The 26562-nt window shown below is 55.5% G+C and carries 26 protein-coding genes; 8 read left to right on the forward strand and 18 right to left on the reverse strand.

The window, feature by feature from the left end:
- The first annotated feature begins 1 nt into the window (after window position 1).
- Complete coding sequence (gene ppx, locus MIH18_RS09750) at window positions 2-1528, forward strand: exopolyphosphatase (protein ID WP_249014416.1); 1527 nt, start codon at window positions 2-4, stop codon at window positions 1526-1528.
- Between the two features lie 78 nt (window positions 1529-1606).
- Here ppx and MIH18_RS09755 read toward each other — a convergent pair whose 3' ends face one another.
- Complete coding sequence (locus MIH18_RS09755) at window positions 1607-3547, reverse strand: ATP-binding cassette domain-containing protein (protein ID WP_249007460.1); 1941 nt, start codon at window positions 3545-3547, stop codon at window positions 1607-1609.
- A gap of 37 nt (window positions 3548-3584) precedes the next feature.
- Here MIH18_RS09755 and MIH18_RS09760 point away from each other — a divergent pair, with 37 nt between their 5' ends.
- From MIH18_RS09760 to MIH18_RS09770, 3 genes are all read left to right on the forward strand, one after another.
- Window positions 3585-4154, forward strand: coding sequence for a TIGR02444 family protein (locus MIH18_RS09760; protein WP_249007459.1), 570 nt, complete (start codon window positions 3585-3587; stop codon window positions 4152-4154).
- Window positions 4144-4524, forward strand: coding sequence for a DUF4124 domain-containing protein (locus tag MIH18_RS09765; protein WP_249007458.1), 381 nt, complete (start codon window positions 4144-4146; stop codon window positions 4522-4524). The genes MIH18_RS09760 and MIH18_RS09765 overlap by 11 nt, the downstream gene beginning before the upstream one ends.
- 173 nt (window positions 4525-4697) lie before the next feature.
- Entirely contained in the window at window positions 4698-5414 is a 717-nt protein-coding gene (locus tag MIH18_RS09770) for an FKBP-type peptidyl-prolyl cis-trans isomerase (RefSeq protein ID WP_249007457.1), read from the forward strand.
- Window positions 5415-5485: 71 nt separating this feature from the next.
- Here the strand turns inward: MIH18_RS09770 and rsd are convergent, their stop codons facing one another.
- Window positions 5486-5968, reverse strand: coding sequence for a sigma D regulator (rsd, locus tag MIH18_RS09775; RefSeq protein WP_249007456.1), 483 nt, complete (start codon window positions 5966-5968; stop codon window positions 5486-5488).
- A 114-nt stretch (window positions 5969-6082) separates the two neighbouring features.
- Window positions 6083-6613, reverse strand: a complete 531-nt coding sequence (locus MIH18_RS09780) for a disulfide bond formation protein B (RefSeq protein ID WP_249007455.1) — start codon at window positions 6611-6613, stop codon at window positions 6083-6085.
- Between the two features lie 59 nt (window positions 6614-6672).
- Here MIH18_RS09780 and MIH18_RS09785 point away from each other — a divergent pair, with 59 nt between their 5' ends.
- Entirely contained in the window at window positions 6673-7137 is a 465-nt protein-coding gene (locus MIH18_RS09785) for a flagellar basal body-associated FliL family protein (protein WP_249014417.1), read from the forward strand.
- Between the two features lie 15 nt (window positions 7138-7152).
- Here the strand turns inward: MIH18_RS09785 and gshA are convergent, their stop codons facing one another.
- Genes gshA through MIH18_RS09805 form a run of 4 tightly spaced genes read right to left on the reverse strand, consistent with a single transcriptional unit; the run spans window position 7153 to window position 11726 of the window.
- Window positions 7153-8709, reverse strand: a complete 1557-nt coding sequence (gshA, locus tag MIH18_RS09790) for a glutamate--cysteine ligase (protein WP_249007454.1) — start codon at window positions 8707-8709, stop codon at window positions 7153-7155.
- A gap of 52 nt (window positions 8710-8761) precedes the next feature.
- The gene (locus MIH18_RS09795; protein WP_249014418.1) at window positions 8762-11113 is read right to left on the reverse strand and encodes a Tex family protein; all 2352 of its coding nucleotides are present in this window, start codon (window positions 11111-11113) and stop codon (window positions 8762-8764) included.
- Between the two features lie 60 nt (window positions 11114-11173).
- Window positions 11174-11332: an EAL domain-containing protein gene (locus tag MIH18_RS23945; protein WP_283164869.1), complete on the reverse strand. Its 159-nt coding sequence runs from the start codon at window positions 11330-11332 to the stop codon at window positions 11174-11176.
- A 7-nt stretch (window positions 11333-11339) separates the two neighbouring features.
- Window positions 11340-11726, reverse strand: coding sequence for a hypothetical protein (locus tag MIH18_RS09805; protein WP_249014419.1), 387 nt, complete (start codon window positions 11724-11726; stop codon window positions 11340-11342).
- A gap of 162 nt (window positions 11727-11888) precedes the next feature.
- On the opposite strand from MIH18_RS09805, the gene rep reads away from it, so the two are divergent.
- A complete protein-coding gene (gene rep / locus MIH18_RS09810) occupies window positions 11889-13907 on the forward strand; it encodes a DNA helicase Rep (RefSeq protein ID WP_249014420.1) in 2019 nt (672 codons plus the stop codon).
- A gap of 44 nt (window positions 13908-13951) precedes the next feature.
- Here the strand turns inward: rep and MIH18_RS09815 are convergent, their stop codons facing one another.
- Window positions 13952-14365 carry a c-type cytochrome gene (locus tag MIH18_RS09815; RefSeq protein WP_249014421.1) on the reverse strand — a complete coding sequence of 138 codons (414 nt, stop codon included), beginning with the start codon at window positions 14363-14365 and terminating at the stop codon, window positions 13952-13954.
- Window positions 14366-14563: 198 nt separating this feature from the next.
- On the opposite strand from MIH18_RS09815, the gene MIH18_RS09820 reads away from it, so the two are divergent.
- Window positions 14564-14899, forward strand: coding sequence for a hypothetical protein (locus tag MIH18_RS09820; protein ID WP_249014422.1), 336 nt, complete (start codon window positions 14564-14566; stop codon window positions 14897-14899).
- Between the two features lie 58 nt (window positions 14900-14957).
- On the forward strand, window positions 14958-16115 hold the full coding sequence (locus MIH18_RS09825; RefSeq protein WP_249014423.1) for a phospholipase A: 1158 nt from the start codon (window positions 14958-14960) through the stop codon (window positions 16113-16115).
- 113 nt (window positions 16116-16228) lie between these two features.
- Here the strand turns inward: MIH18_RS09825 and MIH18_RS09830 are convergent, their stop codons facing one another.
- The 10 genes from MIH18_RS09830 to MIH18_RS09875 all read right to left on the reverse strand — a co-directional run bounded on the left by MIH18_RS09830 (window position 16229) and on the right by MIH18_RS09875 (window position 26410).
- Complete coding sequence (locus MIH18_RS09830) at window positions 16229-17584, reverse strand: phosphomannomutase (RefSeq protein WP_249014612.1); 1356 nt, start codon at window positions 17582-17584, stop codon at window positions 16229-16231.
- A gap of 9 nt (window positions 17585-17593) precedes the next feature.
- Window positions 17594-18070, reverse strand: a complete 477-nt coding sequence (gene bfr / locus MIH18_RS09835; RefSeq protein ID WP_249014424.1) for a bacterioferritin — start codon at window positions 18068-18070, stop codon at window positions 17594-17596.
- A gap of 94 nt (window positions 18071-18164) precedes the next feature.
- Complete coding sequence (locus tag MIH18_RS09840) at window positions 18165-18371, reverse strand: bacterioferritin-associated ferredoxin (protein WP_249014425.1); 207 nt, start codon at window positions 18369-18371, stop codon at window positions 18165-18167.
- 76 nt (window positions 18372-18447) lie between these two features.
- The gene (gene pepQ, locus MIH18_RS09845; protein ID WP_249014426.1) at window positions 18448-19752 is read right to left on the reverse strand and encodes a Xaa-Pro dipeptidase; all 1305 of its coding nucleotides are present in this window, start codon (window positions 19750-19752) and stop codon (window positions 18448-18450) included.
- Window positions 19742-20659 (reverse strand): LysR family transcriptional regulator, encoded by a 918-nt coding sequence (locus tag MIH18_RS09850; protein WP_249014427.1) that lies wholly within the window; start codon window positions 20657-20659, stop codon window positions 19742-19744. The genes pepQ and MIH18_RS09850 overlap by 11 nt, the downstream gene beginning before the upstream one ends.
- A 73-nt stretch (window positions 20660-20732) precedes the next feature.
- A complete protein-coding gene (locus MIH18_RS09855; protein WP_249014428.1) occupies window positions 20733-21746 on the reverse strand; it encodes an oligopeptide/dipeptide ABC transporter ATP-binding protein in 1014 nt (337 codons plus the stop codon).
- Window positions 21743-22741 (reverse strand): ABC transporter ATP-binding protein, encoded by a 999-nt coding sequence (locus MIH18_RS09860; RefSeq protein WP_249014429.1) that lies wholly within the window; start codon window positions 22739-22741, stop codon window positions 21743-21745. Before MIH18_RS09860 ends, MIH18_RS09855 begins: the two co-directional genes overlap by 4 nt.
- 4 nt (window positions 22742-22745) lie before the next feature.
- Window positions 22746-23678 (reverse strand): ABC transporter permease, encoded by a 933-nt coding sequence (locus tag MIH18_RS09865; RefSeq protein ID WP_249014430.1) that lies wholly within the window; start codon window positions 23676-23678, stop codon window positions 22746-22748.
- Window positions 23675-24724 (reverse strand): ABC transporter permease, encoded by a 1050-nt coding sequence (locus MIH18_RS09870; protein WP_249014431.1) that lies wholly within the window; start codon window positions 24722-24724, stop codon window positions 23675-23677. Before MIH18_RS09870 ends, MIH18_RS09865 begins: the two co-directional genes overlap by 4 nt.
- Before the next feature lie 123 nt (window positions 24725-24847).
- Entirely contained in the window at window positions 24848-26410 is a 1563-nt protein-coding gene (locus tag MIH18_RS09875; protein ID WP_249014432.1) for an ABC transporter substrate-binding protein, read from the reverse strand.
- Window positions 26411-26562: the final 152 nt, after the last annotated feature.

Raw genomic sequence — 26562 nt, forward strand, 5'->3', positions numbered from 1 at the left:
CGTGACGGCAGAACCCAACGCCGAAAACGTTTCCGCGCCTCCTGATATGCTGGCCGCTATCGATATGGGCTCAAACAGCTTTCACATGGTGGTTGCGCGCCTGGTGCACGGCGAAATTCGCACCATGGAAAAAATGGGCGAAAAAGTTCAGCTCGGTGCCGGGCTTGACGCCCAGAACCGCCTGACCGACGAAGTTCAGGAGCGGGCTCTGGCCTGCCTGAGCCGCTTTGCCCAGCGCCTGCAGGGCATGCCGCCGGAAGCCGTGCAAATTGTTGGCACTAACGCCCTGCGCATTGCTCGCAACGCCAACGAGTTTCTCAGTCGCGCCGAGGAAGTGCTGGGCTATCCGGTAGAAGTGATTGCCGGGCGCGAGGAAGCGCGACTGATTTATCTGGGCGTTTCCCACACCCTTTCTGACGACACAGGCCGCCGGTTGGTAATTGACATAGGCGGTGGCAGCACCGAATTTGTGATTGGTCAGCGCTTTGAGCCGGAAGCCCTGGAAAGCATGCACATGGGCTGCGTGTCGTTTAGTAATCGCTACTTCCAGGACGGAAAAATCAACCGTCGCAGTTTAGACAATGCCATCACCCACGCCGAGCAAGAGTTGCAGAGTATTCGCCGCCAGTATCGGGCGATGGGCTGGCAAAGCGTTGTGGGCTCTTCAGGGTCGGTAAAAGCCATTGGCCAGGTTCTGACCACGCTCAAGATCACCGACGGCACCATCACCCTGGAAGCCATGCAGGAACTGCGTAAACGGCTGGTCAGCATGGGCCATGTTGAGCGGTTAGGCGAATTGGGTGTACGCCCAGACCGGCAAAATATTTTTCCTGGTGGTTTCGCTATTCTAATGGGCGCGTTTCAATCACTGGGCATTGAAACTATGAGCTTTGCCGATGGCGCGCTGCGCGAAGGTCTATTGTACGGAATTATTGGGCGAATACGCCATGAAGACGTGCGGGAGCGAACCATTTCTGCACTGCAAGAACGCTACCACGTTGATCAGCTGCACGGCGCCGCCGTAGAAGCCAGCGCGGTGGCTGCCTGGGCGCAGGTTGCGGAAACCTGGAAGGTGAACAGCTTCAGCGACGAAGACACCTTGCGCTGGGCCTGCAAGCTGCATGAAATCGGCTTGACCATCTCACACAGCCAGTACCACAAGCACGGCGCTTATCTTTTACAATATTCAGACTTGCCCGGTTTTACCCAACAGTTCCAGTGGGATCTGGCGGCCTTGGTGCGCGGGCACCGGCGAAAGTTTACCGCAGCCATTTGGGCTGGAGCCTTAGCGGAAGACATCCCGCGCTTGCGCTATCTATGCATACTGGTGCGCCTGGGCGTGTTGCTGCAGCACGCCCGCAATCTGGAAGAACCACCAGAGCTGACGCTGGAAGCGTCTGCGAACAAGCTCAGCATTCGCTTCCCCGAAGGCTGGTTGGAACAGCGCCCACTCACCTTGGCAGACCTGGAAAATGAACGGGACTATCTGCTACGCCAGGAATTTAGTCTGGACATTGTTACTGAATAAAAAGCACTGAATAAAAAGCACTGAATAAGAAACTGGCGCCGCAAGCGCCGGTTTCTGCTGCAAAGCGGTAAAGCAACCTTAACTTTCCAGCTCCGCTTCCAGAACTTCGACCGTTTCACTGACGTCTAACCACTGGGATTCTACCACTGCCATTTTTTGGCGTGCCTCCGCCTGCCGCCCCAACAGCGTTTTCAACTGCTGTTTGCCGCTGTCACCGTACAGCGTCGGATTGGTCAACTCGGCGTCCATCTCCGCCAGCGCAGCCTGCATGCTGTCCATCTGTTTTTCCAGTGTGGCCTGTTGTTTGCGGAACGGACTGATTTTCTGGCGCACAGCCGCCTCGGCACGCTTGCGGGCCTTGCGATCATCGGCACTTTCACCATTGACGGCCGCGTCTTGACCACCCTCTGCAGCGGCAGACTGTCGCTTAGGCGCCTCGGTATCGTCTTTGCGGCGATCAGCCAACCAGCGCTCGTAATCCTCAAGATCACCCTCGTACTCAACGACACGACCATCGTTCACCAGCCAGAACTCGTCAACGGTGTTGCGCAGCAAGTGGCGATCATGCGACACCACCACAATGGCACCATCAAAGTTTTGCAGCGCCATGGTCAGCGCTTGGCGCATTTCCAGATCAAGGTGGTTGGTAGGCTCATCCAAAAGCAGAAGATTGGGCCGCTGCCAGGCGATCACCGCCAGCGCCACCCGAGCTTTTTCGCCGCCGGAAAAGGAACGTATCGGTGACAGGGCCGCGTTACCATGAAAGTCAAAACCGCCGAGAAAATTGCGAATACTCTGATCCGACGCCCGCGGGCTCAAGCGCTGCAGATGCAAAAAGGGGCTGGCGTCCAGATCCAGGGATTCGAGCTGATGCTGGGCAAAATAGCCAATGGCCAGATGCTCGCCGCAAGTGCGCTCACCGTTAATCAGCGTGGCCTCACCCCGCAGACTGTCCATAAGGGTAGATTTACCCGCACCATTAGGGCCAAGCAGACCAATGCGGCTGCCCGGTAACAGGCTCAGGTTCAGGTTGCGCAAAATAGTCACGTCGCCGTGACCAGCCTGGCCCTGGCGAATACTCAGCAGCGGGTTTGACACCTTTTCGGCCAACGGAAATTGGAAGTTGAACGGTGAATCAATGTGTGCAGGCGCAATTTTCTCCATGCGCTCCAAAGATTTTACCCGGCTTTGAGCCTGGCGAGCCTTAGTGGCTTGAGCCTTGAATCGGTCAATAAAGCGCTGAATTTCAGCAATGCGAGCTTGCTGACGCTCAAATCCGGCCTGCTGCTGAGCCAGCCGTTCACTGCGCTGGACTTCAAAAGCTGAGTAATTACCGCTATACAGCGCTAGATCGCGCCGATCAAAATGCACGACATGTGTCGCGACTCGATCCATAAAATCCCGGTCGTGGGAGATAAACAGCAGGGTTCCGGAGTAGCGCCTCAGCCAGTTTTCCAACCAAAGACAGGCGTCCAGATCCAGGTGGTTGGTCGGCTCGTCCAGCAGCATCAAGTCGGACGGGCGCATCAGCGCCTGAGCCAGATTCAGACGAATCCGCCAGCCCCCCGAAAAACTCGAAACCGGGTGATCAGCATCGCCATCACCGAAGCCCAGCCCGCGTAGCAGCGACTCGGCTCGGCGCGATGCAGACCACGCCTCGTGCAGGTCTAGCTCGCCATGGACACGGGCTTGGGCCAGGTCGTCTTGCGCAGCTTCCGCTCGTGCCAGTTCGTGTTCCAAGCGACGCAAGTCGAAATCGCCATCCAATACAAAGTCTCGAGCGCTACGCCCGGTCGCTTCCACTTCCTGAGCCATGTGAGCAATGCGACAACCTCCGGGCAGAGAAAAATGGCCCTGCTCTGGCGCCAAATCACCCAATATAAGCTGAAACAGACTGGACTTTCCGGCACCATTGGCACCCACAATGGCCATGCGCTGGCCCGGTTGCACGGTCAGGCTGACGCCTTCTAGCAACCACGCACCACCTCGTTGTAAACTAAGATCACTAATTGTTAACATGTTTTAATTCTGGCACTTTAATAATTTCAGGGAAGCCTTGGACACTGCACCGGACGATATCGCGATCATACCGCAAACCGCGGCCAGCCTGACACTGCCGGCAGATTTGCAGACTGACACAGAGCTTTGGTCTTTTGCCTTATCATGCTGGCAAAAACCGGGCGTAGCGTCTGCCTGTCTGTTATTGCAACAACAAGGCTGGAGTGTGACCCGCATTCTATGTGCTGCCTGGCTGGCGAATCAGCGCAGAACTTACACCGGGCTAGAAGCTGTTACGGTAACAGAGTGGCGCAACCGTGTAACCGTGGCACTGCGTGACGTAAAAAGGGCGCTGCCGAAAGAGTCGGAAAGTTGTTATGACCTGCGCGTAGACGTGGCTCGCCTGGAACTTGAAGCAGAGCGTGTCGAACTCGCTCTGGCGTGGCAAACACTGAACACTGAAATAGAAGAACCGGCAATGCAAGATCGCAACATTTTGATCATCGGCAACCTGACAGCAGCGGCGCCTTGTGCAGACAGCGCACGAGCAGCTGCCTCGGATATTCATCAACTGGCGTCTGCTTTGACTTTTTCGCGCCCCCCGGAGCGCAATCAACATGATGATTAAATGGCTGGTACGGCTAGCTTTTCCTGCCTTGGGCGTATTGTTATTACTGATCGTGTTTGGTTTAGGAACGCCCGAGCAAGTGACACAACCGTTGGCTAAAGAAACAAAACCGGCAGAAATTCCCGCCTTCGAAACTCTGGTACCAGAGTCAGTGGTGATAGATTCACCCGACATCATTTTCAAGTGGAAAGATACCAATGGCAACTGGCATTATGCTGACCAGCCACCGCCCAAGGGGCCCTGGAACACCTTGGCCATAGAACGGCCGAACCCTCCCCGTGGCACGGCTGGTAGCGCAGAGTCTAAAGTCGACTGGCAGGCGCCGTATAGCGCGCCATTCAACATGGGCGTAGGCGCTTCAGGAAGTTAGTAGGTGCTTCAGACAGTTAAGTGAGTGGCTACCGGGCCATTAACAGATGTTCAGTGGCGTAAAGCCGGTGTTATAGGTACCTTTTCGCCAGCATTATATCGAATACCCTCAGTCAGCCAGCGCCGGCCAAGCCCCGACGTTGCGACTCATTAACTAATATGAAGGATGGATTCATGAAGAAAACGCTGTTTGCACTGACGATTGCCGGCCTTATTGCAGGCTGCTCTTCCGCTCAGGAAGCACCGAAAGACCCCGCGTTAGAATCCAACAGCGAAAAGGTCAGCTACGGCATGGGCCTGGTTATGGGTGAGCGTATGGGTAACGACCTGCCAGACCTGCAGATGGAGCAGTTTCTGCAGGGCATCCAGCACGGCAACAACGGCGACCAGGCACAACGCCGGATGACTCAGGAAGAAATCCAGCAAGCGCTGATGTCTTACCAACAGCAGCTGCAGGAAGATCAAGCCAAACAGATTGAAGAAATGACACAGAAAAATGTGGATGCGGGAAACGCCTTTCTGGCTAAAAATGCCGAGCGCGAAGGCGTAACAACCACGGATTCCGGCTTGCAGTACGAAGTGCTTGAAGCCGGCAATGGCCCGCAACCCGGCACCGGCGACACGGTAAGAGTCCATTACACGGGCGAACTGCTGAGTGGCGAGGTGTTTGACAGCTCCCGCGAGCGCGGTGAACCGGTTTCATTCCGCCTGGACCAGGTTATTCCCGGCTGGACAGAAGGCCTGCAACTGATGAACGAAGGCGCGCGTTACAAACTCTATATTCCGTCAGACCTGGCGTATGGCCCGGGCGGCAATCGTGCGATTGGCCCCAATGAAACATTGGTTTTTGATGTGGAACTGTTGGCGATTAACCCGGACAGCGCCCAGTAGCTGTATATTGTAGTTGGTACCTGGGCGACGGCTCTACAAGAGCTCGCCACCCAGGCTTACCCACAAACCTCTCAGGCGGGCTCTGCTTTGTCTGCGTTAGCGGTGTGTAAGTGAGCAATCAGAAGGTCTTCCAACTCATAACGGCTGGCCAAGGTTTCACCCACTCGCGATAACTCCGTAAACAGCGCCTGCATTTCCGACTCGGAAAGTTCGCGGCCATCTACCTTGTCATTAAAATCAAGAATCACTTGGGTGGTTTCGGTAATACGCGGATACACTTTCGCGGCCAATTCCAGGCCCTCATCGTCGTTAAATTCCCGCGCCTCACGCACCAATTGCTCGTAGATTTCAAAGTGCCCGGCGGAAACGTAATCCATCAACATTTCGCACAGCAGAACCAGTTTGGGTCTCAGGCTTTCGGTCTGGGAATAGTCGTTTTCGGCAGACAGCTCACAGTAGCGCACCAGTACATCCTGACGCTCCTTAAGCCAACGGTCGATCAGATCACTGACCCCACCCCACCGCTCACGGGCATTTCGACAATGATCCAACATAACGGCTGTACTCCACTGGGTGTTCTATCTGGCTAATGTCTGCTGAACTTCAACATACGTCAATGCAAGTTACCCTATGGCGGTAACCCGCCGCAACCGTTTGTGACTGCGGCCTTACCAGGACCGCTTAGACGCGGGGCGCAAACACAGATAAAGACCGATCAACGCCACACAAACGAAAAATAGCGCACTCCAACCCGGAATGCTCAGTCCCAGAAAGCGCCAGACCACCGTCGCACAGTCACCGGTCCCGCGAACCGCGGTTGCCAGCACGTCCAGCCACGGCAACACATCCAGCATGTAATCCACCGATGGGCCGCAAGCCGGGACCTGGTCCGCAGGCAAGCTTTGCAGCCAGAGCTGGCGACTGGCCAAGCCCAATCCGGTACCTGCAGCCAGCGCCAAAAACAGACCGTATACCCGTGCGGCAATCGGCCCCGGGCCGTGCAGCCACGCCAACAGGCTGACCAGCCCGGCTGCCATGAAGGCAAACCGCTGCAACCAGCACAAAGGACAAGGCTCCAGCCCCATCACATGTTCCATATAAAATGCCACCGCAAGCAGTGCGGCACACACCAGAAAAATAACAGCAAACATAATTCTGCTGGTCAAAAGATCACCTCGAAAATAGGAATGGGACTGCATCCAGGCTGCCAGCCTGTTATTGTGATATTCGTTGTTCAACTACTGTAATTATCAGGATTATGACTGCATTGACAAAAATGACGCCAAAAATGTTGCCAAAAATCTTCATCGCCCTGTTTACGATGTCGCTCGCAGCTCTCGCCTACAGTGAAGAGCCCGACGAATCGGCTGAACCAGCAGAACCAGCAGAACTGACCATTACCGATTATATATCGTTGGAGCCCGCGTTTGTGACCCACATAGGGCCACCAGGCGGCAAGCTTTCCTATCTGAAAGCCAGTGTTAGCTTGCGCGCCGACGCCAGCACCACTCGCCCCGCCGTAGAAGCACACATGCCACGCATACGCCATGAGCTGGTGCTGCTGTTTGGCGAACAAAGCGATGTTGATGCCCTTACCCGGCCAGACACTCAGCAGACACTGGCAACAGAAGCCACTGCCCGCGTTAATCAGGTACTGGAAAACCAGCACACCGGCGAAGTTGTCAGCGGTGTGCTGTTTACCGAGTTTGTCGTGCAGAAGTAACCCATACTCCGATGTTCAGCTTTGCTGATACTGGCGCAGGTAATCGGCAAAGCTTAGCGTATCCGCGGCTTCAATCTGTTGCTGCTGTTGCAAGGACTCAAGGCTAAACCCTTTATATTGTTGCTGCACAGCGTCTGGCAGCGGCTGCGCGAGCAAGCTGTGCTTGTGCTGGTGAGACATTTCCAGCGTCCAGTCCCGGTGACCTAGGCCACTGCTGGTCATTGCATCCAGGACCTGCTGCGATGGCAAAAACCAACTGCCTTCCAGCTTGTGCCGCTGCTCCGCCAGAGCCCGCACATAGGTGGCGTCGCCATTCCAACCGTCGAGCTGTTCCGCCAGTGGCTGCAGCGAGTCCAGAAGTTCAAGCGCCGTCTCTCCAGCGTTAACACTGCGATTGCCCACTTGCAGCGCCAAGTCGCGCCCGCGCCCGCGCGCGACAACATCCTTGAAATTGTTATCCAGCCGGGCACACTCGTCGTCACCAATCCACGGGCTGTCCTGTAACAGGCAATCCAACAAGAACAGGTCGAGAAAATCCACTTGCGGCGCGGTAATACCCACGGCTGCAAACGGGTCCAGATCCAAACAACGCACCTCGATGTACTCCACTCCGCGGCTCATCAACGCGTGGATGGGTTTTTCGCCACTGGCGGCGGTGCGCTTCGGCCGTAAGGCACTGTAATACTCGTTTTCAATCTGCAACACGTTGGTATTGAGCTGAATGTATTCACCGTCGCGGTTTATGCCCAGTTTTTCGTAGGGCGGCCAGGGCGTGTGAATGGCTCGCTCCAGAGTCCGGGTATAGGTTTTCAGCTCGTTAAAACAGATGTTCAGAGATGCCTGGGCATTGTTGTGGTAACCCAAATCGCCCATCCGCAACGAGCTGGCCTGCTCACCATAAAAAGTATTTGCATTAAAACTGCTGAGGTTGTGCCTGACGTTGGCAACAAAACTCTGATCCAGCGCCGGTGAAGCGCCAAACAGCAGCATTAACAGCCAGCTACGGCGGCGAAAATTACGAATCAACCAGAAGTACTGCTCGGATTTGAAATCTTGCAGGCTCAGCTCGCTGCCGCCCACAGCCTGCTGCCACTGCTGCCAAAACCCTTCGGGTAACGACACGTTGTAATGAGTGCCGGCGATACTTTGCATCATTCGCCCGTAGCGCACCGCCAAGCCCTGGCGATACACGTGTTTCATTTTACCCACATTGGAGCTGCCGTAATTGGCGATGGGAATACTGCTGTCGCCATCCAGGCCACAGGGCATACTGGCGGCCCAGAATACTTCGTCGCCCAAGTTCTGCTGTACAAATTGATGGGCGTGGCCCAGCGCTTCGAGCATGCCGGCGGTGGTGTTATACACCGGCGTAATCAGTTCCAGAAGAGATTCCGAATAATCGGTGGTAATGCGGGGGTGGGTTAACGCCGAGCCCAGAGCGTGCGGGTGCGGGGTTTGTGCGATGAAGCCGCTGGCATCGGCACGCAGACCTTCTTTTTCAACACCTTTACGAAAGCCCTGCCACTCGCTGGCGGCAAACTGCTCAAATATGTGATGGCGTGATTGAGCCATGAAAAACTCCTGCTGCAACCGCTATGGTTGCCAAGTAAAGTTGCCAAGTAAATTAACGGTCGCGCTTGTTGGCCGACGCCATGGCCTGAGCCAGAGCTCCTGCCATGGCGCCTTGACCTTGACCCTGACCCGGATTCTGATTTGCAGCCGGCGCCGGTTCACGCGCGCCAGCCGCATTGTTGCGATTTGGGCTTGAGGTTTTGTCACCACGGGGCCGTTCAGCCGGCTGCTGGCCAGGCTGATCACCCATGCGCATGGTCAAAGCGATGCGCTTACGCGGAATATCCACCTCCATCACCTTCACTTTTACGATATCGCCCGCTTTCACCACTTCCCGTGGGTCTTTTATAAAACGGTCTGCCAACGCCGATATATGAACCAAGCCGTCCTGGTGCACGCCAATATCCACGAAGGCGCCAAAATTGGTGACGTTGGTGACCGACCCCTCCAGCACCATTCCCGGCTCCAGATCTTTCAAGGTTTCTACGCCTTCTTCAAAGCTGGCGAAGCGGAATTCCGGCCGCGGGTCCCGCCCCGGCTTTTCCAACTCGGCGAAGATGTCTTTAACCGTAGGCAAGCCAAACTGCTCGGTCACATAATCCTGCGGGTTCAGGCTGCGCAAAAATGCTACATCACCCACCAGGTTGTTCATATCCCGGTGATTTTTAGCGGCGATGGTTTCCACCACGCGATAAGCTTCCGGGTGCACCGAAGACCGATCTAACGGATTATCCCCATCGCTGATGCGCAAAAAGCCCGCCGCCTGTTCGAAGCTGCGAGCGCCCAGACGCGGCACTTTCATCAGCTGCTTGCGGTTACGGAATTGACCGTTCTGGCTGCGATAATCCACGATGTTCTGGGCAATGGTTGGGTTTAACCCAGACACACGGGTTAACAGCGGCACCGACGCGGTGTTCAGATCGACTCCTACGCCGTTTACACAGTCTTCTACCACTGCATACAGACTGCGCGATAGCTGTACCTGCGATACATCGTGCTGATATTGGCCCACACCAATAGATTTTGGCTCAATTTTAACCAGTTCCGCCAACGGGTCCTGCAAGCGCCGGGCAATGGATACCGCGCCGCGAATGGTGACATCCAGGTCCGGCAATTCCCGCGAGGCGAATTCCGATGCTGAATAAATAGACGCACCCGATTCGCTGACCACAATGCGCGCCAATTTCAGTTCCGGGTAGCGCTTGCACAGATCGGCCACCAGTTTATCGGTTTCCCGCGAGGCAGTGCCATTACCAATAGCCACCAGTTCGATGTTGTACTGGCGACACCATTTGCGCAATTGCTCTATCGACGCTTCCCACTGGTTTCGTGGGGCGTGGGGAAATATAGCCCCGTGGTCTACCACCTGCCCTATGCCGTCAATTACGGCCACTTTCACGCCAGTACGCAGGCCTGGGTCCAGGCCCAGAGTGGCCCGGGGCCCGGCCGGAGCCAGCAACAACAAATCTTTGAGGTTATCAGCAAATACCTGGATAGCCTCGGTTTCAGCGGCCTCTCGGACCTGGCCAATCAGATCGGTTTCGAGCTGGCCAGACAACTTTACCCGCCAGGTCCAGCGCACCACTTCGGCCAGCCACTTGTCGGCCGCCCAGCCCTGGTCGCGGACATTCCAGTGGGCGGCAATGTAAGATTCCGCCGGGTGCGGCTGGCGACGATCATCGCTGTTTTCTCCAACGGCAATGGTGTAGCTCAGAATACCCTCGTTGCGGCCACGTAGAATAGCCAAAGCGCGGTGTGACGGCACTTTTTTTAACGCTTCGCTGTGATCAAAGTAATCACGGAACTTGGCGCCTTCAGCCTCTTTGCCGGCAATAACGGTGACTTTCAGCTGGCCTTGCTGCCAGATGAAACCGCGCAACTGGCCCAGAAGTTCGGCGTCTTCTGCGAAACGCTCCATCAGGATGGCACGGGCGCCTTCCAAGGCCGCCTTGCTGTCAGCCACATCGGCGTTAACGAACTGCTCTGCCAGAGCCTCTGGCGCTTGTGTTGGGTCGTTATAAAGGCTATTGGCCAGTGGTTCAAGGCCGGCCTCACGGGCAATCTGGGCTTTGGTACGGCGCTTGGGCTTGTAAGGCAGGTAAAAATCTTCCAGACGATTTTTGGTGTCTGCCCCATTAATGCTGGATTTCAGCACATCGGTCAATTTGCCCTGCTCGTCAATACTGGCAAGGATGGTGGCGCGGCGGTCTTCCAGTTCGCGCAAATAGCGCAAGCGCTCTTCCAGGGCTCGCAACTGGATGTCGTCAAGCGCGCCGGTCAGCTCTTTGCGATAGCGGGCAATAAAGGGCACAGTCGCACCGCCGTTTAACAGTTCAACGGTGGCGTTAACCTGCTCTTCACGTACACCAAGCTCATTCGCAATGCGTCGGGAAATACTGTTCATGCTACCTCTGCTAATCACGTTCGCTGACAAACAAAGTGGCAAAGGTACAGCGGCACAGGATTACAGGCAAGCAGACTGCCTCTGATTACGGAGGAACTGCACCAGTTGGCCCCAAGGCATCGGCCGGGCAAAATAGTAACCCTGTACGTGATCGCAATTCAGTTGCCGTAAAAACTCCATCTGCGCGTAGGTTTCCACGCCCTCTGCTACTACGCTCATATCAAGGCTATGGGCCAGGCTGGTATTGCCAGCCGTCCAACTGTTGGCGGCATAAATAATCTGCGGCTCCCGCCGCAGTCATAGTGGCACTCCGGTTTGCCGGCAGGTCAGCGCCCATAACAACTACGGGCTTATTGCCGCAGGCCTGAACAAGATGGGCTAACCAGGCATTCATGTCACCGTTGTGCAGTTGGCAGTCCCACAACAGCACGTCAAACGGCTTCTTGGCCATAGCACGCTCGAAACTTTCGGTGTCTGCACACCAGGCCGCACTCATGGCCAGGTCATCGCTGGCCGCTGCCCAGCTGTTTAACCATAGGAAATCGCGATAATCCGGAGTCAGCACCAACAGGCGGATACCAGGCTGATCAAAAAAACCTAAAGGCGATACCATCTGCGAATCCATGAGTTTGTAAGATTTTCTGCACCAATGCGCAGTAATTCAAACCATACAATTCATTAACAATAGCCGACTTTTCGGTAAGGTGCCGATTGCCCACGTGCTGTAGAATAGGCATGATATTAATGCACTTTGCAACCAGGCTGCTGTGACGCCGTGACAAAACTCAATCCCAGACAACGCGAAGCCGTGCGCTATGCCGATGGCCCCATGCTGGTACTAGCGGGAGCCGGCAGCGGCAAAACCAGCGTAATTACCCGCAAAATTGCGTTTCTAATTGAACAACTGGGTATTCCTGGCCGGCACATTGCGGCCGTGACCTTCACCAACAAAGCCGCACGAGAGATGAAAGAGCGTGTTGGCCGCATCATCGATCGAAAGCTAACCCGTGGATTAACCGTGTCCACCTTTCATAACCTGGGCCTGAACATAATCCGCGAGGAACATGACCACCTGGGCTATCACCCCGGATTTTCCATTTTTGATGCCGAAGACGCGAAAGCCCTGCTGCAGGATTTAATGCTAACCCATGGCAGCACCGACGCTGGTGATGAACTAAACCCGGTACAGATGACCATCTCTTCTTGGAAAAACGCCATGCGTACGCCTGCCGAAGCAGTAAGCAAGGCTGCAGACGAGCGTGAACAGAGAATCGCCATCATTTATGGATACTACAACGAGTACCTGAAAGCGTACAACGCCGTTGACTTCGATGACTTGATTCTGCTGCCGGTGATGCTGTTTCGCCAGCACCCGGACGTGCTGGCGAAATGGCAGCGTAAAATTCGTTACATGCTGGTGGATGAGTACCAAGACACCAATGTGTGCCAGTACGAGCTTGTGAAGCTCTTGGTGGCAGGGCGCGCCGCTTTTACCGTAGTAGGTGATGATGACCAGTCGATTTACGCCTGGCGCGGAGCGCGGCCGGAAAACCTGGCACAGCTGGAACAGGATTTCCCCAGCCTGAAAGTGGTTAAGCTGGAGCAGAATTACCGCTCAACAAGCCGCATACTGCGTGCCGCCAACACTGTGATTGCCAACAACCCACACGCCTTTGAAAAAGTGCTGTGGAGCGATCACGCCATTGGTGAAGAAATCCGCATTATCCGTTGCCGAAATGAAGAAGCAGAAACCGAGCGTGTAGCCACCGAAATACTGGATCAGAAGCTGAAGCAGGGCTTGGGATTCAAAGATTTTGCGGTGCTTTACCGGGGTAACCATCAGGCCCGACTGCTGGAAGTGAAGCTACAGGCCTACCAAATTCCCTATCGCATCTCCGGCGGCCAGTCGTTTTTTGCCAAAAGTGAAATCAAAGACGCCATGGCGTATTTGCGCTTGCTGATCAATCCCACTGACGACGCCGCGTTTTTACGGGTGGTTAACGTGCCCCGCCGTGAGATTGGCCCACGCACACTCGAGCAATTAAGCCACTACGCCCGCGCTCGCAACGTCAGCCTGTTCAAAGCGCTGGGCGATATGGGCGCGCAAAGCCACGTGACCGACAAGGGCCTGGAGCGCCTGCGGCGCTTCGCCCACTGGGCAGACGCTACCTGTGAGAGGCTACACAACGATGACCCTGTGCAGGTAATCAAGCAACTGTTTACGGATATAGAGTATGAGGAATGGCTGCACCAGCATTCTGGCTCGCCCAAGCAGGCGCAGCGGCGCATGGAGAATATCTGGTATCTGGTGGATTCCATCCAGCGCATGCTTGACGATGGCAAAGGCACCGCGGACGAAATTGGCGTGGAAGACGCCATTACCAAGCTGATCCTGCGGGACATGATGGAGCAGCGCGAGGAAGAAGACGACAGCGACAAAGTGCAACTGCTGACCCTGCACGCCTCCAAAGGCCTGGAATTTCCCCACGTGTTCATCATCGGGCTGGAAGAAGAGATTCTGCCGCACCGGATGAGCATTGAAGAAGAAAACATCGAGGAAGAACGGCGGCTGATGTACGTGGGTATTACCCGGGCACGGGAAACACTGACCCTAACCTATGCCGCGTCTCGCCGACAATACGGCGAAAAATTAGAAACCATTCCGAGCCGCTTCCTGGACGAACTGCCGGAAGATGATGTGCGCTGGCTGGGTTTAGGGGAAGCAGATGTCGAAGTGAACCAAAAGAAGGGAAAAGCGACGCTTAGCGCCCTGCTGGGGGACCTGGGCGCCTGACACCGGGCAGTCCGCATTAGCGAACCGCCCGGTTTTACGCAGTGTTACTTGCTTTGAGCCACCAGGTGCTCAACGGCCGCAGCAATCTCTTCATCCGGGCAGCTAGCACAGCCACCTTTGGCTGGCATGGCGTTGTACCCATTAATTGCGTGGGAGATCAGCGTGTCTATGCCTTGCTCGACACGCGGCGCCCAGGCACTGGCGTTACCAATAACCGGCGCACCAGCCGCTCCCGTGGTGTGACATGCCATGCACACCGCACCATAAACTTCCGAGCCAGAGCGAGGGCCAGCACTGGCTGCGACCGTTGGAGCTGCCGCTGCGCCACAGTCTTCACCCTGCAAGCAGAGACTGCCTACCGGCTGGATACGGGACAGAATTTCGTCATCAACATTTGCCATAGCGGCGCCGGCTGTCAGACCAAAACCAAGCAGAACAGCGGCCAGAATTCTCTTCATCTTCACAATGCACCTCGCATTCAAGCGTTATAATAATAAGTTGCCGCATTATAGCGGCTGTGCGTCGGCAAAAAAACCAACACGCAGACTGATACAGCAATTTCAGCACCGCTTGTTGGTATTTGGTAAATCACAAGACCTGTCGCGCCGTTATGGTTACCATACGTTCTAGGCCCGTTTATCGCTCAGGAATTCACCATGACAGAACCCAGTCACTCTTCCCATCGATTGCGCAAGCCGCTCTTAATTATAGAGTTTATCGCGCTAGCTATACTACTGGGCTCTATGACTTGGTTTGGTTACAGTACGCCGCCGGGCGAAGTTCTGGCGCCCGCCTGGCTGCTGATACCCGCTATGGCCAGCCTGCTGGTTTTTACCAGCTTTATTGGCCTGATGTACCTGCGTTGGGTGGTTACCGCAGGCGCAGAGCGTCAAAATCGCCATAAACTGATTTTCGCATTGCTGGCATTGACGATGTCCAGTGTGTGGTTATACGGCGTAGCAAATACCTGGATCAGCCTGAACGCCCAGTAAAACGCCACCATTTGCACGCCGTTTTTCTTCCGTTAAAGGTCACAGAGACACTACCAACATGCTATTCACACCTGCGTTAACAATTATCCGGCAGCGCCGCCACGTGTTGGCAACGGCACTATCCGCCGCATTGTGCACCTTGGCCTGGGCGCCTGCGACCAGCGCCCAAACCGGCGCTGAGCCCAAGGCTGGTCAGCCACTTTCCGCCCAGGACTGCGCACTGATTCGCGATGGTTTGCAGCGCCTGGCCTGTTTCGATGAGGTCTACCAGCCCGAACAAGCACAAGACAACGCGGGTACCGAGCAACAGCAGCGGGTAGAAATCGCCACCGAGGCACTGCCGCCTGGCAAACGGGAGATGGAAGAGGCACTGGATAACCCCGGCGCCGACGACGAAACCGCTGTCATGTCGTCGATTCTGGACCGCTATATAGAAGCGGAAGAAGCTCTGTTTTCATTCTCTGGCAGCTTTATTCGCCACCGCCCCAACTATATTTTGCCAATCACCTGGTCTGACCACCCCAACCAGATGCCCACAAGCCCGCGCCTGGGCGTGACCGGCTACGACTACGGACTAAAGCAGGAAGAAGCCAAGTACCAGATCAGCTTCAAAGTTCCGCTGCTCACCGGCTTTATGGATAAACGCACGACACTTTGGTTCGGCTACACCCAGAAGTCTTTCTGGCAGCTTTACAATCAGGATGAGTCCGCGCCGTTTCGTGAAACAAACTACGAGCCTGAACTATTCCTGCGCTACCATCCCGACTGGAACATTGGGCCAGGCCGCCTGAATACGTTGCACCTGGGCATTAACCACCAGTCAAACGGTCAGGCCGAACCGCGCTCGCGCAGCTGGAACCGCATTGTTGGCATGGGAACTTACACTTACAACCGCTGGCTGTTCATGGTTAGACCCTGGATACGCTTGCCAGAGGGCAGCACAGACGACAACGACGATATTGAACGCTATCTGGGCCATGCCAGTTACCACGCAGTGTACAAACTGACGGAAGACCGCACCTTCTCACTGAAGCTGTTGAATAACCTGCGTACCTCAGACAACAAAACCTCGGTGGAGTTTGGCTACAGTTTCCCCATGGGCGATACCGTCAAAGGCTTCGTGCATTATTACAACGGTTACGGTGAGAGCCTAATTGACTACAACGAGCGAATTCAGAGGGTCGGCGTGGGGATTATGCTGAACGACTGGCTTTAATCATTAGCCCCGCGCCAGAGCTCGTCATACAAGGAAGCAAAAAGACCCTGCCGGATTAGATTGACCGGCAGGGCCTTTTTGCACAGATGACACAGAACACATCACAATCACGCTTACAGGGCGTTCAACCGCTCCATTTCGGCCAGAAGTTCGTCGGTTTTCTCCCGCATCAACGGTATATCCCCACGGGATTCCACGTTCAACCGCACCACCGGCTCGGTGTTGGACATCCGCAGATTAAAGCGCCAGTGGTCGTATTCCACGCTCACACCATCTATATGGCTCACGCTTTTGGCTTCGGCGCCGTATTTTTCTTCGATGGCAGCAATCACGCCAGCGGGGTCTGCAATCGTACGGTTGATTTCACCACTGGCCGGGTAGGCTTCAATGCGGGCATCAATCAACGATGACAGCGTGCAACCAGCCTGGCACAAGCGCTCGGCCACTAGCAGCCATGGAATCATGCCGCTGTCGCAATAAGCAAAATCCCGGAAATAATGGTGGGCACTCATTTCACCGCCGTACACCGCATCTTCATCGCGCATACGCTGTTTGATGAACGCATGGCCGGTTTTGCTTTCGACGGCAACTCCGCCAGCAGCGGCAACCAGGTCCAACGTGTTCCAGATCAGGCGCGGGTCGTGAATCACCTTACCCGGGCCGGTCTTGCGCAGAAACTGATCGGCCAACAGGCCAACAATGTAATAGCCTTCAATAAAGCGGCCATTTTCATCGAAGAAAAAACAGCGATCGTAATCACCGTCCCAGGCGATGCCCATGGCAGCACCACTGGCTTTTACCGCCTCTGCAGTGGCTGCGCGGTTTTCTTCCAGTATGGGATTGGGAACACCGTTGGGAAAATGGCCGTCTGCGTTGTGGTGTACTTTCACAAATTCGAACGGCAGATGCGCCTCAAGCTCATCAATCACCAGCCCGGCACCGCCGTTACCCGCATTGACTACCAATTTCAGCGGCTTCAGATCTGCACCGTTGATATAGCCCAGAAGGTGATCAATGTAGGCGCTCATGGTGTCCAGAGTTTCATAACGGCCTTGATCCTGGGCATCCGCAAACGGTTCCAAAACACGGTCACGGATGTCGTTCAGCCCATTATCTGAACTGATCGGCCGCGACTCTGGCCCCACCATTTTCATGCCGTTATGGTCACGGGGGTTGTGGCTGGCGGTGACCATAATGCCGCCATCCATGTCGTAATGGCTGGTGGCAAAGTACACCATTTCGGTACCGCACAGGCCGATGTCGTACACGTCTGCGCCCGCAGCCATCAAACCCGAGCACAATGCCTGGCTGATCTCGCGGCTGGACAAGCGAATGTCATAGCCGACAATGATTTTTTTCGCGCCGGTTACTTCCACATAGGCACGGCCAATAAGCTCCGCCAGCTTAGGGTTCAGCTGGTCTGGAACACGGCCACGAAGGTCATACGCTTTAAAGCAGGACAGATCCATTGTCGACATTTACTCCGCTGCGGAAGACTGTAACTGTATGTAGTTTTGAATGCCCATCTGACTGATCATCTCCAGCTGGGTTTCCAGCCAGTCGATGTGCTCTTCTTCACTGTCCAGAATGCTGCGGAACAGCTCGCGGCTGGTGTAGTCCTGAACAGACTCGCAGTGAACGATGGCATCTTTCAGATCTTTATGAGCAAGGTGTTCGATTTTCAGATCGCTTTCGATCATTTCCTGAACGTGCTCACCAATCATAAGCTTGTTCAGATCTTGCAGGTTCGGCAGGCCGTCCAGAAACAGGATGCGTTCGATCAGCTGATCGGCGTGTTTCATTTCGTCAATAGACTCTTCGTACTCTTTAGCGGCAAGCTTGGCGATGCCCCAGTCTTTGTACATACGTGAGTGCAAAAAATACTGATTGATGGCCGTCAGCTCGTTGCCCAACACCTTGTTTAAAAACTGAATAACCTGTTTATCACCTTTCATAGCGGCTCTCCCTAAAGATTTTGATCAGTTCGGGTAACAATAGCGCGTTATGGCGATGGTTAGAATCGCTGGAATGATAAACCTGGCCGGCCAATCAGGCCGGGTGGGCCAGCATGCCGGCCAGAGCCATATAATCCGGAGAGCTGTAATCGCGGAGGATTTCGCGGGCGGTTCGAGCGCAACGGCCGCACTGGGTACCCACACCCAGCTCTTTACCCAGTTGGCGCATGGACGTTACACCGTTGTCCGCTGCGGCACGGATATCGCGGTCGGTTACGCCGTGGCAAAGGCACACATACATAGGGCTCTCACTTACGCAATGGAATATTAGTGATAATTATTGCCATTGCGATCTTAAAGTTCAAGCCCTGTGTGGATTAATTTTTAGTCAATCTGCTCAGATTTCGTGCACCCGTCTCGGTCACCAGCACGTTGTCTTCCAGCCGCACACCGCCGCAGCCCTTCAGTTCGCCCAGTATCGCGGTGTTGATATGCTGCGCCAATGGTCCTGCTAGCAAGGGTTCCAGCAGCGAAGGGATGAAGTACAGACCTGGTTCGATGGTCACTACCATGCCGGCTTCCAACGTTCGTGTCAGACGTAAAAACGGCGCTTCCGCTGGCGACGGTACGGGTTTTCCAGCCACATCGTGCACCTGTATGCCCAGAAAATGGCCGATGCCGTGGGGGAAAAACACCCGGGTGATGCCCTGCTCTACCATGGCTTCGTCGCTAATACCGCTTACCAGCCCACTGGCACTGAGCAGCGCGGCGACACCTGAATGAGCTTTGCGGTGAATGGCCAGGTACTCGACACCGGGTGCAACCATCTTGCACAGGCGCTCGCGCAACAGGTCCATACCTTTTACCAGTGCTGCGAACCGGCCTTCGCCCGCGGCCGCGTAGGTACGGGTAATGTCCGAGCAGTAACCGCGGTAGCGCACACCCGCATCCATCAACAGGCTGCGGGACTGCGCCGGTGCCGTGGTGTCGTAATACTGGTAATGAAGAGTACCGGCGTGTTCGTTCAAGCCGATAATACTGTGATAAGGCGCCTGAGTTTCACGCTGTAAGGTAGCCTGCTGATACGCCAGGTTGATCTTAAATTCACTGGCGCCATCGGCGAACGCAGCGGCTGCAGCCTGGTGGCCTGCCAAAGCAATATTATTGGCACGGGTCAGGCACGCCACTTCATAGTCGGTTTTGTGCATGCGGGTTTCATCCAGAGCCACCGTCAACGCCACCGGATTATGGTCACCCGGCACGCCCGCAAGCAGGGCTGGATCGCCCACAACGGCCAGCCCTTTACCCTGACCAGTCTCGGCCGGCAATGGCGGCAGAGCGCATTTGGCAATGTAGCGAATGTCCATAGCCTGCTGCCAGGGCTCGCTTGGCAGCTGTAAAGTCGCGTGCCAGAAATCCACCGGCTGATACAGCCACAGTACCGGCGTTGTATCTGCCTGAATCAGCAGCCAGGCGTGTTCGTAACCGGTCAGGCCGGTCCAGTGCAGGAACGGGCCAAAGCCCTGGAAAGGCGCGCCCTGGTCGTCGCCGTAGCGCACGGGTGTTGCGCCAGCGCTGATCAACAGGGCGCTGTAGCCGTGGTCCGCCAGCGCTCGCTGGTAGCGCTGCTGCAACTCGGCAATGTGGTCAGGTTGCAGGGCCAGAATTTGGTTATCGGTCATATTGAGTTTCCAATGTGTTCCAGAGTGTATTGAATTCCTGGGTACGGGGCTGGCTCAGGCGCAGCAATCGAATTTCCAGTGTTACGTCCCAGCGCTCATCGCCGGCGCGCACCAGGCTGCCAGATTCTTCGCTTTTTTGTGCCATGCGCTGGGGCAACCAGCCCATGCCAAAACCCTGCTTTACCAAGGCTTTCACGCTGGCCGACTGGGCGTTTTCATTCAGCGGTAACAGATTGGCGGTGATCTTCTGCCGCGCCAGATGGGTGGTAATGGCGGGCTGTAAAAAACCCCGCGGATGGTAAGCAATCAGCGGCACCGGCTGCGCAGCGCTGCCCGGCAGAACAAAACGCGGGGCGCCCTGTTCGTCACCGACGCTCAACGGTATCAGTGCCTCCTTTGACAGGGTCAGGGAGCGGTAGGCGCTGCTGTTCAGCCGCTCACGCCAGGGCAGGTCTTCATGCCAGTAGCACAGCACCAGATCACAATCGCCGTTGTCGAGCGCGTCCAGAAACTGCTCGCCTACCCAGTTAGTGGCCTTCAGATTCAGTTGCAGTCGCTCGGCTACCCCGGCCTGTTGCGCCCAAGTCTGATAAAAGTGGGAGAACAGACCCTGGGTAGAACCCACACTGATGCGGGCATTGGCTTCGGATTCAAGGTGTTTTACCCGCTCGCGGGTGTCGCGAACATCGCGGGTGACCCGCGCGCACAATTCGGCGAAAACCTCACCCGCGGGGGTCAGCGACAGTGGCAGGGTCTGGCGGTTAACCAAGGTTGCACCCATGGCGTCTTCCAGCAGGCGAATACGCCGGCTGAAGGTAGGCTGGCTGACGTGTTGAAGCTCAGCCGCACGGGAAAAATGGCGGGTGCGGGCCAGCGCCATAAAATCTTCCATCCAGCGTACTTCCATTACCCCCCCACGGCTTCGCGGACCCTTGGCTTTACATCAAAGACGCCATGATAACGCATCGGCTACTGGGTTTTCACAAACGGCCTTCTTCAACCCCGTGGCAGGCCACTTGGCCACCGTCATCTGTGGCAAACAATTCCGGGATTTCCTGCCGGCAGCGATCGTTAGCGTAGGGGCAACGGCCATGGAAGACGCAGCCCGAGGGCAAATTGACCGGCGTAGGCACTTCGCCCTGCAGGCGAATGTAATTGGGCCGGCCGTCCTCCAGCCGCGGTATCGCGGACAGCAATGCCTGGGTGTACGGGTGCCGCGGGGTGGCAAACAACGCTTTGGTAGGCGCCAGTTCACACACCCGGCCCAGGTACATTACCGCCACGCGGGTGCCAAAGTGCTCCACCACCGCCAAATCGTGGGTGATGAACAGATAGGTCAGGTTGCGCGATTCCTGGGCGTCCATCAACAGGTTCAGTACTTGCGCCTGAATAGACACATCCAGTGCCGATATGGGTTCGTCCGCCACTATGAATTCCGGGTCGACCGCCAAGGCGCGAGCTATGGCGATACGCTGACGCTGGCCGCCAGAGAATTCGTGGCCAAAGCGGCTGCCCCAATCTGGATCAATACCCACCGATTGCATTACCTCCTGTACTTTATTAAGCACGTCGGTTTTGCTCCACTCGGGGTGGTGAAAGTGGATGGGTTCTTCCAGAGTTTGCTGAATGGTCATCCGCGGGTTCAGCGAGGCGTAAGGGTTTTGGAAAATCATCTGCATTTTGCGACGGTACGGCAGCAGCGCTTTGCCTTCCAGCGTGTCGATGCGCTTGCCTTCATAGTGCACTTCACCAGCGGTGGGCGACAGCAAGCCCATAATAGTGCGAGCAACCGTAGACTTGCCGCAGCCAGACTCGCCTACGACGCACAGGGCTTCGCCTTTGAACACCTGCAGATTCACGCCGTTGATGGCGTGTACCGCTTCCTGTTTGCGTTGAAAACGTCCGTTTTTGAAGCTGACCTGCTCCAGCAGGCTACCAGACAGGTCGAATTTCTTTTCCAGACCGCGAATATCAACCAACGGCGAGGCGCTCATGGGGCCACCTCCCGGGCTTGCTGTTCTTGTGCCATCAAACGTTCCACCTCATAGCAGGCAACATCTACATTACCGGCCCGCACATACTCGGGCATGCTGCTGCGGCACTCATCGGTCGCGAATGAGCAGCGCGGGTTGAACGGGCACCCGCTGGGTACATTCTTCAACGACGGCATGGCACCGGGAATCTGAAACAGCCGCGCACCGGGCTCGCCCATTTGCGGCAGTGCGTTTATCAGCCCCTGGGTGTAGGGATGCTGGGCATCGTTGATGATTTCGCGGGTAGGCCCCTGCTCGATGATACGGCCGGAGTACATCACCAGCATGCGCTGGGACACCTGGGACACCACGCCCAAATCATGGGTAATCAGCATTAACGCGACGTTTTCCTGTTCGCACAAATCCAGCAGCAGAGCCATAATTTCCGCTTGAATGGTCACATCCAGAGCGGTAGTGGGTTCGTCGGCAATAATAATTTCAGGGTCTAGCAGCAAGGCGATGGCAATAATCACCCGCTGGCGCATACCACCAGATAGCTCATGGGGGTATTGGTCCAGGCGTTTCTCCGGGGACGGAATCTGCACCTTGCGCAGCTTGTCTACGGCAATGGCCCGCGCATCTTTGGTGCTGATCCGGCGGTGGGCCTTTATCGCTTCCACCATCTGGGTGCCAATGGTCAGCACCGGGTTCAGGGTCATCATCGGATCCTGAAAAATCATGGCGATGCGATTGCCGCGAATTTTCCGCAGTTCACGCTCGCTCATGGCCGCCAGGTCTTTGCCTTCAAACAGAATCTGCCCGCCGGCAATGTAGCCCGGCTGCGCTATCAGATTGAGAATGGAAAAGGCCGCCACGGATTTACCCGCGCCGGATTCGCCCACCAGGCCCAGCCTTTCGCCTTTGTCCAACGAAAAACTGATGCCCCGCAGGGCTGTCAAATCGCCACCGCGCACAGCAAAGCGAACATCCAGATTTTTTACTTCCAGCAATGCCATCGGGTTATCCCTTGTACAGCCGTGGGTTCATTACATCGCGCAGCCAGTCGCCCAGCAGGTTGATCACCAACACCAGCACCACCAGCACCAGGCCGGGCAGCAGGGTGATCCACCAGGAACCGCTCTGAATGTAGTCGAAGCCGGATTTGATCAGCGAGCCCAGCGACGGCTGGGTTTCGGGCATACCCAGGCCAAGAAAAGACAACGCCGCTTCGGAAATAATGGCGTTGGCAATTTGCACCGTACCAATCACGAAAATGGGCGACAGAGTATTGGGCAGAATGTGGCGAAACATAATGCGATTGGTACGAAAACCCATCACCTTGGCCGCATCCACGTATTCCTTTTTCTTCTCTGCTAGCACCGAGGCTCGCACGGTGCGGGCAATTTGCGGCCATTCGGCCAACCCGATGATCAAAATCAGCATGTAAATGGCGATTTCACCAAACATCAGGCTGCCAAAGCTGGCCTTGAACACCGCGCCCACAATGATCGCCACCATCAAGGTGGAGAACGACAGCTGCACGTCGGCGATGCGCATCAGAATGGCGTCTACCCGACCGCCCATGTAACCGGCCAACAGACCAAACAAAATGCCCAGTACGGCTTGCAGAATAACCGCACCAAAACCGATCATCAGCGACACTTGGGTGCCGTACAAAATGGTCGACAGCATATCCCGGCCCTGGGCATCGGTGCCCAACGGGAAGGCCTCGTCGGCGCCGCTCATACCAAGCGGCGGCAACTCCGAGTTCATGATGTCGATTTGCGCCAGATCGTACGGATCGGTTGGCGCCAGCAAGGGTGCGAAAATCGCCGACAGAACCATCGCCAACAATACGATGAAGCTAATAATGGCGACCTTGTCGCGCTTGAAGCTGTACCAGAGGAAAGAGTCGCGGACGCGAGCCCAACGGGAGACAGTCGCGGTCATCATGCTTTTTTACCGGTCAGTTTTACAGTGGGGTTCACCAGGCCGTAGATCAGATCCACAATCGTGTTGGTAATTACAAACACCAGCCCCACCACCATCAGGTAGGCCACAATCAACGGAATGTCGCTGCGGGTAATGGCTTCCAGAAACATCAAGCCCATGCCCGGCCACTGGAATACGGTTTCGGTAAGAATGGTGTAAGCGACCATGATGCCAAGTTGTACACCGCCCACCGTAATCACCGGCAGCATGGTGTTTTTCAGGGCGTGCAGAAAGTTGATACGGCCGGAAGACAAGCCCTTGGCGCGGGCGTAACGAATGTAGTCGCTTTGCAGCACTTCCAACATTTCCGCACGAATCAGCCGGATAAACAGCGGCAGCATGATAGACGCCAAAGACACACAGGGCAGTACCAGGTGCCAAAGGCCATTCGAAGAGAAAAACCCTGAATTCCAGGTACCGAACAAATGGGTAAGCTCGTCACCGCGTCCGTAAGACGGCAAACCGCCATCGGTAGACAGCGCGCCGTTTAGCCAGGCGCCCCAACCGGTATCCGTTGGAAACACTTCAATCGCAACCCCAATCGAAAACAGCTGAATCAGCACAATGGCGGTCAAGAACACCGGAATTGAAATACCCACGGTGCTGATGCCCATGAAAAATTTCGACAAAAATGCTTGCGGTCGAATGGCTGCGTACACACCAATAGGCACCGAAAACACCAAAATAATCAGACTGGCACCGATCACCAATTCCAGGGTGGCCGGAAGGTGTTCGGCAATCACCTGTAACGTAGGCTTGCCGTAGAAGTACGAAATGCCCAGATCTCCCTGCAGGGCATTACCGGCAAAGCGCGCATACTGCACGTATATCGGGTCATTCAAACCCATGTCTTCACGTATTGCGTCACGCTCTTCCAGCGACACCGACATGCCCACCAGTTCCTGCAGCGGGTCACCCAGGCCGTCCTGAATGGCAAACGCGATCATGCTGATCACGAACATGACCAGAAATGCCTGAAAAATCCGTTGAACCAAAAACGCTAGCATGAAAAATGTCCGGATTAGGCGTCAATAAAAAGGCCAGCTGCGGGCGCCCTGAAGAGAGTGGGTGCCCGCAGCTGGCCGGGTTTTACGGGTTGATCGAGTATGATTAAGGATGATCAGAGGCGATTACTCGACCACCAGATCTCCCAGGAACGGGAAGTTCATCACGTTCAGAATGGGGTCAAGCTTCACATTCTTCTTTGAAGCCCAGGCCAGATCCTGCCAATGCAGGGGAATAAACGCCGCGTCGTCATACAGTTGCTTTTCTGCGTCTTGCAGCATGGCGTCACGCTTTTCGCGATCGGTTTCCAAATTGGCTTTTGCCACCAGCGCATCGACTTCCGGATTGCAGTAGTTACCCGCGTTGTACTGGCCAGCGCCGGTGTCGGCGTTCGGGCAGAAGGTCAGGAACTCGAAAAAGTTCGCAGAATCCTCGGTGTCGGCGTGCCAGCCAATCAACATCATGTCACCTGAGCGGGCATCAAATTCCGGCCAGTACTGGGCCTTGGGCAGAGTTTTCAGATCAACCGTGATGTTAATGCGCGCCAGCATAGCCGCAGCTGCCTGGGCAATTTTGTCGTCATTCACGTAACGGTTGTTAGGCGATATCATGGTGATGGTAAAGCCGTCTTCGTAGCCGGCCTCCTTCATCAGTTGTTGCGCTTTTTTCACATCATAACGCAGCTTCAAAGATTCGTTATGGCCAGAATAGCCGGCCGGTGACATCTGCGCCGCGGGGGTCGCAAAACCTTTCATGATTTTAGCCGCAATGCCTTCCTGGTTAATGGCGTAAGCCACCGCCTGGCGCACTTTGAGATTCCTGAAGGCTTCCACACGATCCTGATTCATATGGAACATGATGATGCGGGTACCGCTCATGGTCACCAGGTCTACGTCTTTGTCGCGCTTGATGCGTTCCAGATCGGTTGGCGGTACCGGAGCAATAAAATCCACACCGCCTGACAGCAACGCCGATACACGAGTGTTGTTTTCTTTGATGGGAGTCAGCACGATTTTCTTCACATTGCCGGGTGAGGCTTCATCCCAGTAATCGGCAAAGCGCTCAAACTCCATGCGCACGCCCTGCTGGCGCGACGTAACAATGTAAGGGCCAGTACCGGACAGGTTGCCAGAGGCAAAGGAACTGCCGTGCTTGGTAATGGCCGCTTTGCTCTGGCCCTTTTCGGTCTCGCCGGAGTAGAACTCGCTGTCCATCGGAAAAATGTAAGTAGCGGTATTCAGCAACAGCGGGTAAGGCTCGGCGGTAACCAGTTCAAAGGTGTAGTCATCAATCACATTGATGCCGGTGAAAGGCGCGAAGATCGCTTTAAAATCAGAGCTTTGCTTCAAACGTTCGTAGGTAAACTCTACGTCTTTGGTGGTCAGCTCATTACCGGAATGGAATTTAACGCCCTCGCGCAGCTTGAAACGCATGGTTTTGTCATCCACACGCTCCCAACTTTCTGCCAGACGGGCGTCAAAACCCAGGTCTTTGTTCCAGCGTATCAGCGGGTCAAAGGTCATGTGGGACAGCTGTAACATACCGCCAGACAACTGCTCGTGGATGTCCAGGGTGACGGGATCGGCGTCGTACGCCATTTTCAGTTCTTTGGTCGCTTCAGCAGACAGCGCCAAGGGCGCCGCGGCCAAAGCCATTGAGCCCACAAATGCGGTTAGTAGCTTTCTCATCGCGTTTTCCGTTGCTATTTTTAGGATTGTACGGACGAATCGGCGCCCACGGGCACCAGATACCTGATAGTAACCTAGTCAACACACGGCAAAACGGCAATTGAAATTGCGACATACCCCTATACGCAAGACGCATACAGGCGTTTGAATAG

It is taken from the genome of Marinobacter sp. M3C (assembly GCF_023311895.1).
Classification (GTDB): domain Bacteria; phylum Pseudomonadota; class Gammaproteobacteria; order Pseudomonadales; family Oleiphilaceae; genus Marinobacter.